The sequence below is a fragment of the Paraplanobispora takensis genome, assembly GCF_016863195.1.
GTDB lineage: Bacteria > Actinomycetota > Actinomycetes > Streptosporangiales > Streptosporangiaceae > Planobispora > Planobispora takensis.
In genome coordinates this window covers 1-13,708 of sequence record NZ_BOOK01000058.1, presented here as the reverse complement: position 1 = coordinate 13,708, position 13,708 = coordinate 1, and the positions used below count along the sequence as shown (strand labels likewise).

Here is a 13,708-nt window from a genome sequence, read left to right as displayed (position 1 = left end):
ACATCATGAGTGATCGGGGGAACGGCGCAGGCCGCCAGAACGGTGGGTCCGGCGGTCGCGGGCAGGGCTCCGGCGGCCGAGGCTCCGGCAACCCCGGGCAGGGCTCCGGAGGCCGCGGTCAGGGATCGGGCGGCTCCGGCGGCCGCGGTCAGGGATCGGGCGGCTCCGGCGGGCGCGGCCGGGGCCCGGGTGGCTCCCGGGGGCGTGGCGGCGCCGGGGGAGGACGCCCGTCCAGACCGGTCCACGATGAGCCCCGAAACACCGCCTACGACCTGCTGCGCGCCGTGGACGAACGGGACGCCTACGCCAACCTGCTGATGCCGGCGCTGCTGCGTGAGCGCCGCCTGTCGGGTCGGGACGCGGGCCTTGCCACCGAGCTCGCCTACGGCACCCTCCGGGGGCTGGGCACCTACGACGAGATCGTCGCCGCCTGCAGCGACCGGCCTCCGGAGGACCTCGACCCGCCGCTGCTGGACGCCATCCGCCTGGGCGTGCACCAGCTGCTCAAGACCCGCGTCCCCCCGCACGCCGCCGTGGGCACGACCGTCGACCTGGTCAGGCTGAGGGTCGGCGTCGGCCCGTCGAAGTACGCCAACGCGGTGCTGCGCAAGGTCGCCACCCGCTCCCTGGAGCAGTGGATCCCGATCGTGGCCCCCGACCCGGCCGACGACCCGGTCGGCCACCTGGCGGTCGCGCACAGCCATCCCCGGTGGATCGTCACCGCGCTGCGCGACGCCGTCGGCGGCGACTTCGACGAGACGGCCGCCCTGCTGGCCGCCGACAACGAGCGCCCCCGGGTGACCCTGGTGGCCCGTCCCGGCCGTACCACGGTGGAGGAGCTCCTCGCCTCCGGTGCCGAACCCGCGGAGTTCTCCCCCTATGCGGCCTATCTCCCCGAAGGCGACCCGGGGAGCATCCCGGCGGTGGCCGAGGCCCGCGCCGCCGTACAGGACGAGGCCAGCCAGCTCGTCGCCCTCGCCCTGGCCCGCGTCCCGGTGACCGGCGGCGACACCCGCTGGCTCGACATGTGCGCCGGTCCGGGCGGCAAGGCGGGCCTGCTGGACGCCCTGGCCACCCACGGAGACACCGCCGGCCTGTCCGGCCGGGCCGGGGCGTCCTCCTCCGCGGACGGCTCCTCCCCGGTGCGTTTCCCCGGCGGGGCCCGTCTCCTCGCCTCCGAGTTGCAGTACCACCGCGCCCGCCTGGTCCACCAGGCCACCCGGGAGGCCGGGGTGATCGTCGCCGACGGCGCGGAGCCCGCCTGGCGGCCCGGGGCCTTCGACCGGGTCATGGTGGACGCCCCCTGCACCGGTCTGGGCGCTCTGCGCCGCCGCCCCGAGTCCCGCTGGCGCCGCGACCCCCGCAGCCTCCCCGACCTGGGCCGGCTCCAGCGCGCCCTGCTCGCCTCCGCCCTCGACGCGGCCCGCCCCGGCGGGGTGGTCGCCTACGTGACCTGCTCACCCCACCTGGCCGAGACCGTCACAGTGGTCGGCGACGTCCTGCGTGACCGCGACGACGTCGAGACCCTCGACGCCCGTGCCCACCTCCCCGAGGTCAAGGACCTGGGCGACGGCCCGTACGCGCAGTTCTGGCCCCACCGCCACGGCACCGACGCCATGTTCCTCGCCCTCCTCCGCCGCCGCTGATCTCTCCCTCACCGGGCACGGGACTGGCGGCTACGGCGGGGTCGGCGCCGGGTACGGCGCGGATTCGAGCCAAGCCACCGGTGCCGGTACGGCGAGACGCCGTGCACCGATGCCCGGCGCCTTCGTACGGCGGCTGGGGTCGGGGTGCGGGGCCGTTCAGGGCGGGGCGCCGTCGCCTTGCGGCCATGCTGGCGGGAAGGAGCGTAGGGCGGGCCATCGTAGGGGCGGGTTCCGGGCGAGGAAGCAGGCGACCGGTGGTTCGAGATGGAGGATCTCGGTCCGGATCTGGGCGAAGCCCGACCGGGTGAGCAGGTCCTGGAGTTCTCGGGCGGCCCGGTCGGTGGTGTCCCGGGTGGCGCCCGGAACGCGGGGCTGCGTGGCGAGGGCGATGCGCCCGCCGGGGCGGAGCAGGCGGCGCAGAAGGCGGAGCCGTTGCACCGGGTCGGGCCAGAACCCCACGGAGTTCACGGCCATGATGACGTCGAGCGGGTCGCCGAAGCCGGGCAACCGGTCGACGGAGGCGTGCGCGAGGTGAACCCGGTGGGCGCGGATGCCGGCGGCGTTACGCCGGCCGGCCTGCCGGACCATGACCCGCGACCGGTCGATGCCGTACACCTGTCCCCGGGTGGCGCGGCCGGCGAGTTCGGCGATGGCGAGGCCGGGGCCGAAGCCGATCTCGAGCACCCGGTCCGTGGGCCGCACGTCCAGCAGCGACACCACCCACCCGTTGCGCTGCCGATTGGAACGGCGATGGGCCATGACCCAGCCGGCCGCCCGCCCGGCGATGCCACGGGGATGGCCGAACTGGCCCACCACTGCCCTGATCACACGCCGCTTGAGAGCCGTACCCGTCGTCGTCACGGTCGCCAGTCAACGACTTCACGTGCACCTGAAGTCAAGATGCCGGACGAGGGCCGATCACCGGTGTTCGGCCCCACGCCGTACCCGGGACAGGGGGACCAATAGACTCGGACCATCATGGCCGTACAGATCTCGCCCAGCATCCTGTCCGCCGACTTCGCCCGCCTCGCCGAGGCGGCCGCGGCGGTTTCCAACGCCGACTGGCTGCACGTGGACGTCATGGACAACCACTTCGTGCCGAACCTGACGCTCGGCCTGCCAGTCGTGGAGTCCCTGCTCAAGGCGACGTCCCTGCCGTTGGACTGTCATCTCATGATCGAGGACCCGGACCGCTGGGCCCCCGCCTACGCCGAGGCGGGAGCCGGGAGCGTGACCGTTCACGCCGAGGCGGCCAAGGCTCCGGTCCGGACGTTGCGGCAGATCCGCGCCGCCGGGGCGCGGGCGGGGTTCGCGCTGAACCCGGCCACGGCCGTCGAGCCGTACGAGGACCTGCTCGGTGAGATCGACATGCTGCTGCTGATGACGGTCGAGCCCGGATTCGGCGGTCAGAGGTTCCTCGACGTGGTGCTGCCCAAGATCCGCCGGGCGCGGGCGCTCATCGAGCGGCACGGCGGTCAGATCTGGCTCCAGGTCGACGGCGGGGTGGCGGCCGACACCATCGAGCGCTGCGCCGAGGCGGGGGCCGACGTCTTCGTCGCGGGCAACGCGGTCTACGGCGCCGACGAGCCCGCCCGCGCGGTGGAGGAGCTGCGCAAGCTGGCCGCCAAGGTCTGAGCCGCCGCCGCCCCGGGCGCGCACTGAGAGCGGTTCAGGCCAGCGCCGGGTCCAGCACCACGTCCCGGCCGTGGACGGTCGGCTCCTCGGGGAAGTGGCACGCGGTCAGGTGGCCCTCCCGGTTGCCCCCCAGCCGGATCAGCGGCGGCTCCTCGGTCGCGCACCTGTCCTGGGCCTTCCAGCAGCGGGTGCGGAACCGGCAGCCCGACGGCGGATCGATCGGGGAGGGCACGTCCCCGGCCAGGCGGATGCGCTCGCGGGACATCGGCACCGCCTCCGATTCCACCTCCACCTCGGGCACGGCCGACAGCAGTGCGTGGGTGTACGGGTGGCGGGGGCGTTCGTAGAGCGACTCCCGGTCGGCGATCTCGATGATCTTGCCGAGATACATGACCGCGACCCGCTGGGAGAAGTGCCGGACCACGGCCAGGTCGTGGGCGATGAACAGGAACGCGATGCCCAGCTCGCGCTGGAGGTTCTGCAGCAGGTTGACGACCTGGGCCTGGATGGAGACGTCCAGGGCCGAGACCGGCTCGTCGGCGACGATCAGCTTCGGGTTCAGCGCCAGCGCCCGGGCCACCCCGATGCGCTGGCGCTGGCCCCCGGAGAACTCGTGCGGGAAGCGGTTGTAGTGCTCGGGGTTGAGGCCGACGATCTCCAGCAGCTCCCGGACCCGCCGATCCCGGCCGCCCGGCGGGTCGATGCCGTTGATCTCCATCGGGCCGCGGATGATGCCGCCCACGGTGTGCCGGGGGTTGAGCGACGAGTACGGGTCCTGGAAGATCATCTGAATCTCGGCCCGGATCGGCTTCAGCTCCTTGCGGCTCGCGTGGCCGATCTCGCGCCCGCCGTACCTGATCGAGCCCGCGGTGGGCTCCAGCAGCCGCGCGGCCAGCCGCCCGGTGGTGGACTTGCCGCAGCCGGACTCGCCGACCAGGCCGAGGGTCTCCCCGGCGTGCACGGCCAGGTCGATGCCGTCCACCGCGTGGACCCGCCCGACCTGCCGTCTGACCAGCGTGCCGCTCTTGATCGGGAAGTGCTTCTTCAGCCCGGACAACTCCAGCAGCGGTCCCGCGCCGCTCGTGTCGGTTCGCTTCACCGGTGGATCTCCCGTTTCTGGGCGAGGGTCAGATAGCAGGCGTCGCCGTGGCCGCGGTGGGGGGACAGTTCGGGCCGCACGGTGCGGCACAGCTCGGGCCCGGCCAGATCGGGATAGTCGCACCGGGGGTGGAACGGGCAGCCGGGGGGCACGTTGAGCAGGCTCGGCGGGGTGCCGCGCACCGGCCGGAGCGGCAGGTCGACCGGGGCGCTCAGCCGGGGCATGGAGGCCAGCAGGCCCCAGGTGTAGGGATGGCGGGGTTCGCCGAGGATCTCCCTGACGGTGCCGCGCTCCACCGCCCGCCCGGCGTACATCACCAGCACGTCGTGGGCGGTGGCGGCCACCACGCCCAGGTCGTGGGTGATCAGGATGATCGCGGTGCCGGTCTGCTCCTGGAGGTCGCGCAGCAGGTCGAGGATCTGGGCCTGCACGGTCACGTCGAGTGCCGTGGTGGGCTCGTCGGCGATCAGCAGGTCCGGGTCGCAGACCAGGGCCATCGCGATCATCGCGCGCTGCCGCATGCCCCCGGAGAACTGGTGCGGGTAGTCGTCGACGCGGGTCTTGGGCTGCGGGATGCCGACCCGGGTGAGCATCTCGATCGCCCGGTCCCGGGCGGCGGCGCGGCTCGCGCCGGTGTGCCGGCGGAAGACCTCGCCGATCTGCCTGCCGACGGTGTGGTACGGCGAGAGCGAGGTCAGCGGGTCCTGGAAGATCATGGCGGCCTTGTTGCCGCGGATGCGTTCCATCGTGGAGCGGGAGGCGCCGATGAGCTCCTCGCCGTCCAGCGTGATCCCGCCGCTGATCCTGGCGGTCTCCGGGTCGTGCAGGCCGAGCACGGCCAGGTTGGTCACCGACTTGCCGGACCCGGACTCGCCGACGATGCCCAGTGTGGTGCCCTTGTCCACGTCGAAGGACAGGCCGTCCACCGCGTGGACGACGCCGTCCTCGGTGTGGAAGTCGACGATCAGGTCGCGGACCGACAGAAACGGGGTTGACACGGTCTCCCAGGCTCCTAGTTCAGCCGTACTCGGGGGTCGATGAAGGCGTACAGCAGGTCCACGACGATGTTGAACACGATGATCGCCGCGGCGGCCACGAGCACCGTGGCCATCAGGACCGGCAGGTCGGAGTCGGTGACGGCGTTGAGGGACAGCCGCCCGAGCCCCTGCAGGCCGAAGGTGGTCTCGGTGATGATCGCGCCGCCGATGAGCGCGCCCAGGTCCACGCCGAAGATGGTGACGATGGTGATGAGGGTGCCGCGCAGCGCGAAGCGCAGCACCACGCTGTGCCCCGGCATGCCCTTGGCCCGCGCGGTGCGCACGTAGTCCTCGCCGAGTTGCTCGACCATCGTCGAGCGGGTCATCCGGGTGTAGTTGGCGGTGAAGATGATCGCCAGCACCATCCAGGGCAGCGTCAGCCCGGCCGCCCAGCCGAGCGGGTCCTCGGTGAAGGGCAGGTACCGGGGCCGGGCCAGGATCTGGTTCTTGTAGACCAGGAAGTACAGCGCGAGCGTGCCGACGAAGTAGATCTGCAGGGAGGCGCCGACCAGTGACGAGACGCTGGCGATCTTGTCGGTCGGCCGGCCCCGGCGCAGCGCCGCGACGATGCCGGTGGCGACGCCGAAGGCCAGGAAGACGGCCGCCGCGCCGATGGTGAGGGAGACGGTGACCGGCAGCCGGTCCAGGATCGTCTCGAAGACCGGCGCCCGGTTGACGAAGGAGTAGCCCAGGCAGGGCGCGGGGCAGTACCCCAGCCCGCCGTAGTCGCGCCCGGCGAAGATCCCGGTCAGCCAGGCGGTGAACTGGGCGAACAGCGGCTGGTCCAGGCCCAGGTTGTGGCGGGCCTGCTCCAGCAGCTCCGGCGGGCAGACCTTGCCGCAGGCCAGCCGGGCCGGGTCGGCGGGCACGGCGAAGAACAGGAAGAACGTGACGGCGGAGATGATCAGCAGGGTGAGGATCCCGCCGAGGGTGCGGCGGGTGAGGAAACGGAGCATCGGCTGCTTCCCGGAGGCAGTGGCCGGAGCGCCGCCGCGCGGCGGCGCCCCGGGGCGCGGTCACGGCTTGACGAAGATCGTGTTGGGGGAGACGATCCAGAACTGCGGGTCGATCTCGGCGCCGCCCACCTTGGAGCCGTGGAGGGTGTTGGCGATCCGGTTCTCGGCGACCACCAGCGGGGTGATCGTCTCCTGGACCTTCTTGTCCAGCGCCATCCACGCGGCGTTCGCCTCGTCGAGGTCGGTCATCGCCGTGATCTTCTCCATCTCCTCGGTGAGCGCCGGGTCCTTCAGGTGCGCGTAGTTCGGCGCGCCGTCGGCGACGGGCCCGAAGATGACCGGCAGGACCGTGGAGCCCGAGGGCCAGTCGGCTCCCCAGCCGCCCCAGTACAGGTCGAAGTCGTTCTTCACCAGGCCGATGGAGTCGTAGTAGGTCTTGCGGTCCAGCGGCTTGGCCACGACCTTGATCCCGGCCTTCTCCAGGGAGCTCTTGATCGCGACGGTGATCTGCTCCTGCAGCGGCGTCTGGTTGTAGGCGTAGACGATCGTCGGGTTCGGGTTGCTCGACTGGGCCAGCAGTTCCTTGGCCTTGGCGATGTCGCCCTCGGGCTTGGTCGTCTTGCCGAACAGGTCGTAGGGCTCGTAGCCGGCCGTGGTGTTCTCGTTGAGGATCGTGGTGGGCAGCGCCGCCGCGGCCGGGCCGCCGTAGAGCTGCTGGATCTGCTTGGCCGGCCAGGCGTGGTTGATCGCCTGGCGGATCTTGACGTCCTTCACCCGGTCGAGGTTGAAGTAGTAGTAGTTGCCGTAGGGAGAGGGGCTCTTCAGCAGGCGCGGGGCCAGCGAGGCGTCGCCGAGGACCTGCTGGAGCCGCTCCGGCGGGACGTTGGCGTAGAAGGTGAACGTCGTCTGGTCCGGTCCCGCGTCCGCGATGAGGCGGTCGGTGATCTGCAGGGCCTCCTGGCCGAACTCCATGCGCCACTTGTCCGGGTAGGCGCCGCGGATCGGGTCGGTCGCCGCGTCCCAGTTCGGGTTGCGCTCCAGGTCGATCGACTTGTCGACGATGTGGCTCTTGATGATGTACGGCCCGCTGGAGAAGGGCTCCTTGTCGTACTTCTCCTTGGTGTCCTTGGCCTTGGGCACGATGGCGTACCCGCCCATCGCGAAGGCGTAGTTCGCGTCGGCGTGCGGCGTCTTGAACTTGAAGACGACCGTCTTGTCGTCGGGCGTCTCGACGGCGTCCAGGCGCTTGCCGTCGTAGGGGCCCTGGTAGGCCTTCTTGTGGTCGGTCTCGGTCAGCCACTGCTGGATGTAGGTCGGGCCCTGGGTGATGAACGACGCGAAGCTCCGCTCGATCGTCCACTTCACGTCCTCGGACGTGATCGGCGAGCCGTCCTGCCACTTCACCCCGTCCTTGAGGGTGAAGGTCCAGGTCTTGCCGCCGTCGGACGGGGTTCCGGGGTCGGTGGCCAGGTCGCCGACCAGCCTGTAGTCACCCTTGGCCACGCGCTTGTAGCCGGTCAGCCCGCGGTGGATCAGCAGGCCGAAGTTGGTCGCGGTGTTGACATAGCTCTGCGCGGGGTCGAAGTGGGCGAAGTCGTCTCTGTCGATCATCGTGACGGTGCCGCCCTTGACGACGCCCTCGGGCGCGATGGCCGGCCCCCTGGAGTCGTCCGCCGTGCCGACGGTGATCGTCGGTGGCCTGTACGGCTCGGCCGAGGCGGCGGGTGCGTCACCGGAGGCGGCGGGGGCGCCCTGGCCGCCCTCGGCGCAGGCGCCGGTGAGCATGAGCAGGCCGACGGCGAGTACCGCCACCGCTGACCGTTCGCGGACTCTCATCTTTCTCCTATCGCGGGGGGCTAACGCTTGATCTTTGGGTCGAAGGCGTCGCGGACCGAGTCGCCGAGCAGGTTGAACGCGATCACGAAGATCACCAGCGCGGCTCCGGGGAAGACCAGATAGGTGATGTCGTTCTGGTAGACCTGGGTGCCGCGCAGGAACATGCGGCCCCAGTCGGGGATGGGCTCGATCATGCCGACGCCCAGGAACGACAGCGCCGCCTCGGCCGTGACGAGGGCGGGCAGCAGGAGCGTCGCCTGGATGAGGATCGGCGTCCACAGGTTGGGCAGCAGTTCCTTGAAGACGATGCGGGTGGGGGAGGCCCCGGTGACCCGGGCGGCCTCGACGAACTCGCGCTCGCGCAGGGAGAGCACCTGGCCGCGCAGGAGCCGGGCCATGCCGGCCCACTGGAAGATCGTCAGCATGAGGATCAGCGTCACCGCGCGCAGCCAGACGGGGGTCTCCTCCTCCGGGCTGACGAAGACGTTCTCCACGACCGGCATGAACGCGATGATGAACAGCGTGGCGGGGAAGGAGAGCGTGATGTCGATCAGACGGCCGATGGCGTAGTCCGTCCTCCCGCCGGCGTACCCGGCGACGATGCCCATCACGATGCCGATGGCCACGGTGAGGAGCGTCGCGGCGGCGGCGATCAGCAGCGAGGTCCTGATCCCGAAGACGAGCTGGGTGAAGACGTCCCGGCCCAGTCCCGGCTCGATGCCGAACCAGAACTCGGAGCTGACCCCGCCGTTGGGCAGGACCGGATATCCGTACTCGTTCAGCAGTCCCGGAGTGTCCTGCCCGTAAAGGGTGTACGGATCCTTTCCGTAGACCCAGGAGATGACCGGGGCCAGGGCGGCGACCAGAAAGAAGAAAATCACCACCACGGCCGACATCATGCCGGTCCGGTCCCGCCGGAAACGCAGCCACATCAGCCGTCCAGGAGAGCGGCCGACCGTTTCCGGAGGCTTGACGTCAACCGTGGTTCCATGCTCCGCCGCGGCAGGCACAGGGATCGTCATCGTGCGGCTACCCCCAGGATCACGCTGGTCGGGATATGGGGGAACCATCGCAAAATCACCGGCTCCCGGCAATGGACCGGAGGCCGCTCATTTTATTGTTGCGAAAATTCGATGGGGTTGTTGCGGGAATTCCGTTGACCTCCCTCCGGAAATAGGTGAAAAAATCGAAGTCCCCCGAGAGCTGCTTTTCACGGATTTGTGACATGGTGATGACGTGTCCGTGACGCCGTTGTCGCGATCCCGTCCGGGGAATGTCACGGTTTCGTCGAACGCCGGCCGCCCCCGCATGCGGGTGTGAGTTACGCCCCGGTAGGGTAACTATCCACTTACGAGGAGGTGGCCGATGGACCACGGGCTGTTCGGGCCGGGTTCGGTGACGTGGCGGGTGATGGGGGAGCCGATCCTGTTGGTGGGAGGCTTCCGGGCGCTGCTGATGCAGGGGCTGCACCCGCGGGCGATGCGCGGGGTGATCCAGAACTCGGCGCTGATGGACCCGTCGGAGGCGTGGGCCCGCTTCACGCGCACCACCGAGTTCGTCAGGGTGCGCACCTACGGCACGAGCGCGGAGGTCGCGCGGGCCGGAGCCCGGGTGCGGAAGATCCACTCCAAGCTCACCGCGTTCGACCCCGACACCGGGGAGCGCTTCCGGCTGGACGAGCCCGACGCGCTGCGCTGGGTCCACGTCGGCGAGGTCGACTCCTACCTGTCGGTCGCCCGGCGCGCCGGGGTGCGCCTGACCGACGCCGAGGCCGACCGGTTCGTGGCCGAGTGGCGCCGCGCCGCCGAGGTCGTCGGCCTCGCGCCCGAGGACGTCCCCGGCTCGGTCGGGGAGATGCGCGACTACATCGAGGCGTGCCGTCCCGGGCTGCGCCTGGTGCCCGAGGCGGCCCACCCGCTGCGCCAGTCGCTCAACGCCCCGCTGCCGGCCTATCTCATCCCGCTCAAGCCGATCTTCCCCGCGCTCACCCTGCTGGCCTTCGCCACCCTGCCGCGGTGGGCGCGCAGGATGTACGGCCTGCCCGCCACGCCCCTGGGCGACCTGTGGGCGACGGCCACGCTCAAGACCCTGCACACGGGGATCGGGCTGGTCCCCGAGCCGGTCAGGTACGCCCCCGACGCCCGGCGCGCCCGGCGGCTCAACGACGCGGCGTGACGGCCTGCAGGATGAGGAGGGCGAAGTCGTCCTGCGGGGGGTCGGGAGAGAAGTCCAGGGTCGCCTGACGCAGCCGCTCGGCGATCGCCCGCGCGGGCATGGAGACGCACCGGGAGAGCATCCGGGTCAGCCCGTCGCCGTCGTCGAGCAGCCGGCCGCCCGACCGCCGCTCGGTGACGCCGTCGGTCACGCACAGCAGCGTGCTGCCCGGTTCGAGGTCGAAGCCCTCCTCGAAGAACTCCTCGCCGTCGAGCAGGCCGACCAGCAGCTGTGAGGACGCCGGGACGCGCACGGTGCCCTCGGGCAGCATCATGAGCGGCGGCGGATGCCCCGCGCAGCACAGGGTGCAGCTGACCCCGCCGCCGGGCCGGGCGCGCAGCTCCCCGCAGATCATGCTGAGGAACCGGTTGCGGCCGTCGTCCTCCAGGATGAGGGAGTTGAGGCGGTTCAGGATCGCCGCGGGGCCGTACCCGTCACGTGCCAGCAGGCGCAGGGCGTGCCGGGCCAGGCCGGTGACCGCCGCGGCCTCGGGCCCCTTGCCGCAGACGTCGCCGAGCGCGAAGACCCACCGGTCCTCGCCCGCCGCGTAGACGTCGTAGAAGTCCCCGCCGACCTCGCTGCCCTCCCCGGCCGGCTCGTAGACGACGGCGCAGCTCACCCCGGGGATCTCGGTCATCTCGACCGGCATCAGGCTGCGCTGCAGGATGTGCGAGGTCGAGGCCACCCGGCTGTACTGCCGGGCGATGTGGACGGCCAGGGCGAGACGACGGCACAGGTCCTCGGTCAGCCGCACGATCTCCCCGGTGAGGCCGTCGGCGTCGCGCCGGCCCAGCACCAGCCGGCCGATCCCGGTGTTGCCGATCGCGATCGGGAACACCAGCACGGCGCCCGACCCCTCCAGCCCGGCCGGCCACTCCCACCCGCCCTGCGCCCTGGGCGGGGACTGCTTGGCCAGCAGCGTGCCCAGGGTCTCGTTGTGCTCCTCCTCGGCGTGCCAGGCGTGCGCCAGCCGGAGGTCGAAGTCGTCGACGAGATAGACGGCGGCCCACGTCGCGATCCGGGGGACGAGCAGTTGCGTGGCCAGAACCGCCACCAGGTTCTCGTCCAGGATGCCCGTCAGCAGGTCGCTGGCCTCGGCCAGGAACGTCAGCCACCCGCGCCTGGCCCGCTCGGTCTCCGCCAGCTGCGCGCGGTCCACGGCCGCGGAGATCCGGTGGGCGGCGCGCTGCAGCCCCGCCGCGACACGGTCGTCGAAGGCCCCGGCGCGCGAGGCGGTCACCACGACGAAGCCCACGACCCGCTCGTCCGTCACGAGGGGGACCGACACCAGGCTCCGGAAGTCGCCGTCCAGCCCGGTCTGACCGGGCTGGGCGTCGTCGAGGACGAAGGGGCGCACGGACGCCCTGGCGGTGTCGAACAACCCCTCCGAGGGCAGGTCCGCCGACGGCCGCGCGGATCCGGCCACGGCCGCGATCCCGAGGCGGCCGGTCTCCTCGCGCGGCAGCAGCACGTGGCAGGCGTCCCCGTCGGCCATGCCCAGCACGATCTCGGCCACCCGGCCGAGAAGGGCGTCGATGTGCCCGGTGTCGGCCAGGACCTCCTGCAGCGCCCGGTGGCCGGGAAGCTCGTCCGCGGCGGGGCGGCGCGGTCGCGCGGCGGGGGCCGTGAGCACGTACTCGTGCTGCCGGGGGACCATCAGCCAGACGGTACGGGGACCGTCGGCGACCCCCTCTGCGCGCAGGTGGGAGACGAACAGGGGGACCGGCCGGCCGGAGCGGTCGCGCGCGGCGCACCACCCCTGCCAGCGTCCCACCGCGAGCGCCTCGCCGAAGGAGAGCGCGTGGTCGTCCGGCCACTCGATCAGGTCCTCGAAGTCCCGGCCCAGCACCTCCTGCGCGCTCCATCCCAGGAGGGCGTGCGCGGCGTCGTCCCAGTGGACGACCCTGCGGTCGGGCCCGACGGCGGCCACGGCGATCCGCAGCGTGCTCAGGGGAGCGGTGAGGTCGGCCGGTACGGCCCCGGCCGAGCGCACCCCGGCGGCGACCCCGCCGCGCATCAGGTCCAGCCGGAACCAGACGCGCTTGGCTGTGCGGGTGTAGGTCACCCCCCAGGAGTCGGAGATCAGCCGGGTCAGGGCCAGCCCGCGCCCCCTGACCCGGTCCTCCGGCGGCAGGTCCTGCGGCGGGGCGTCGGGGACGGGCCGCGCGGGATGGAGATCCTCGACCTCCACCTGCACGGCGGTGCGCCCCCCGTCCAGCCGGCAGACGACCTCCGCCCCGGTCCCGGCGTGGATCACGGCGTTGGTCACGAGCTCGCTGGTCAGCAGGACCGCGTCGTCGATCTTCTCCGTGACGTCCCACCTGGTCAACGTGTGCGCGACAAAGCGCCGGGCGTCGGACGGCGCACCTGAACCGTGATCGAACAGGGCGCGTGCGACAAGTGGGTCCTCCACTTCTCCTCCCTAGAACATCACTCGATGTGCACACATGTTCACTGACACAGTGACAGACTGACGAGGTTCACGTGCGCTGAGTTATCGAGAAGACCTCATGGAACTCACAACTGCCGGGCAGTCCCCCCATCCGGACCCGGCGGGCCATGGCTCGCCTCCGGACCGCTACTGGCTGCCCGAATCCGATCTGCGTCCCCTCCTCGTCTCCCTCGCCGGGCTGCGCGACGGTGATTTCCGCACCCGGCTCGACCCCCGCGGGGACGGCCTGCTCGCCGAGATCATGACCGTGTTCAACCAGGTGGCCGATCGCAACAGGCACCTGGCCGACGAGCTCGCCCGGGTCCGCCGCGAGGTCGCCCGGCAGGGGCACCTCGACGAGAGGCTCACCGCCAGCCCCGGCACCGGGGGATGGGCCACCTGCGTGGAGTCGGCCAACTCCCTCATCGACGCCCTGGTCATCCCCATGGCCAACGCCGCCCGCGTGCTCGACGCCGTGGCCGACGGCGACCTGAGCCAGCGGGTCGACCTGGAGGAGGACAACCGCCCCCTGCGCGGAGGCCTGCGGCGCACCGGCAAGGCCGTCAACCGCATGGTGGACCAGCTCGCGCTCTTCACCGGGGAGGTCACCCGGGTGGCCCGCGAGGTGGGCACCGAGGGCCGCCTCGGCGGCCGGGCCAAGGTCCAGGGCATGTCGGGCAGCTGGCGCGACGTCACCGAGGCCGTCAACACCATGGCCGCCCGGCTCACCGCCCAGGTCCGCGACATCGCGGTGGTGACGACCGCGGTGGCCCGCGGCGACCTCACCCGGCAGGTGACCGTCGAGGCCACCGGTGAGCTGCTGGAGCTCAAGCTCACCGTGAACACGATGGTGG

At 71.7% G+C, this 13,708-nt stretch carries 11 protein-coding genes; 4 read left to right on the top strand and 7 right to left on the bottom strand.

The genetic code is table 11. The features are described from left to right. Positions 1–5: 5 nt before the first annotated feature. The gene (locus tag Pta02_RS34275) at positions 6–1,646 is read left to right on the top strand and encodes an RsmB/NOP family class I SAM-dependent RNA methyltransferase (RefSeq protein WP_203879162.1); all 1,641 of its coding nucleotides are present in this window, start codon (positions 6–8) and stop codon (positions 1,644–1,646) included. Positions 1,647–1,802: 156 nt separating this feature from the next. Here the strand turns inward: Pta02_RS34275 and Pta02_RS34270 are convergent, their stop codons facing one another. After that, positions 1,803–2,507, bottom strand: coding sequence for a class I SAM-dependent methyltransferase (locus tag Pta02_RS34270; protein ID WP_239131453.1), 705 nt, complete (start codon positions 2,505–2,507; stop codon positions 1,803–1,805). Positions 2,508–2,624: 117 nt separating this feature from the next. Here Pta02_RS34270 and rpe point away from each other — a divergent pair, with 117 nt between their 5' ends. Further along, a complete protein-coding gene (gene rpe / locus Pta02_RS34265; RefSeq protein ID WP_203879161.1) occupies positions 2,625–3,281 on the top strand; it encodes a ribulose-phosphate 3-epimerase in 657 nt (218 codons plus the stop codon). Between the two features lie 34 nt (positions 3,282–3,315). On the opposite strand, the gene Pta02_RS34260 is transcribed toward rpe, so the two are convergent. From Pta02_RS34260 to Pta02_RS34240, 5 genes are read right to left on the bottom strand one after another with little or no spacing between them, the layout of a single operon-like run. Further along, entirely contained in the window at positions 3,316–4,380 is a 1,065-nt protein-coding gene (locus Pta02_RS34260; protein WP_203879160.1) for an ABC transporter ATP-binding protein, read from the bottom strand. Further along, the gene (locus tag Pta02_RS34255) at positions 4,377–5,378 is read right to left on the bottom strand and encodes an ABC transporter ATP-binding protein (protein ID WP_203879159.1); all 1,002 of its coding nucleotides are present in this window, start codon (positions 5,376–5,378) and stop codon (positions 4,377–4,379) included. Before Pta02_RS34255 ends, Pta02_RS34260 begins: the two co-directional genes overlap by 4 nt. A 14-nt stretch (positions 5,379–5,392) precedes the next feature. Further along, positions 5,393–6,373: an ABC transporter permease gene (locus Pta02_RS34250; protein ID WP_203879158.1), complete on the bottom strand. Its 981-nt coding sequence runs from the start codon at positions 6,371–6,373 to the stop codon at positions 5,393–5,395. Positions 6,374–6,433: 60 nt separating this feature from the next. After that, positions 6,434–8,209, bottom strand: coding sequence for an ABC transporter substrate-binding protein (locus Pta02_RS34245; RefSeq protein ID WP_203879157.1), 1,776 nt, complete (start codon positions 8,207–8,209; stop codon positions 6,434–6,436). A 20-nt stretch (positions 8,210–8,229) separates the two neighbouring features. Then, complete coding sequence (locus tag Pta02_RS34240; protein WP_275423640.1) at positions 8,230–9,231, bottom strand: ABC transporter permease; 1,002 nt, start codon at positions 9,229–9,231, stop codon at positions 8,230–8,232. A 343-nt stretch (positions 9,232–9,574) separates the two neighbouring features. Between Pta02_RS34240 and Pta02_RS34235 the strand changes: the two genes are divergently transcribed. Further along, positions 9,575–10,384 (top strand): oxygenase MpaB family protein, encoded by an 810-nt coding sequence (locus tag Pta02_RS34235; protein WP_203879155.1) that lies wholly within the window; start codon positions 9,575–9,577, stop codon positions 10,382–10,384. Here Pta02_RS34235 and Pta02_RS34230 read toward each other — a convergent pair. Then, the gene (locus tag Pta02_RS34230) at positions 10,368–12,836 is read right to left on the bottom strand and encodes a SpoIIE family protein phosphatase (RefSeq protein WP_203879154.1); all 2,469 of its coding nucleotides are present in this window, start codon (positions 12,834–12,836) and stop codon (positions 10,368–10,370) included. The genes Pta02_RS34235 and Pta02_RS34230 overlap by 17 nt on opposite strands. 97 nt (positions 12,837–12,933) lie before the next feature. Here Pta02_RS34230 and Pta02_RS34225 point away from each other — a divergent pair. After that, on the top strand, positions 12,934–13,708 hold a 775-nt coding region (locus tag Pta02_RS34225; protein ID WP_203879153.1), incomplete at its 3' end, for a HAMP domain-containing protein.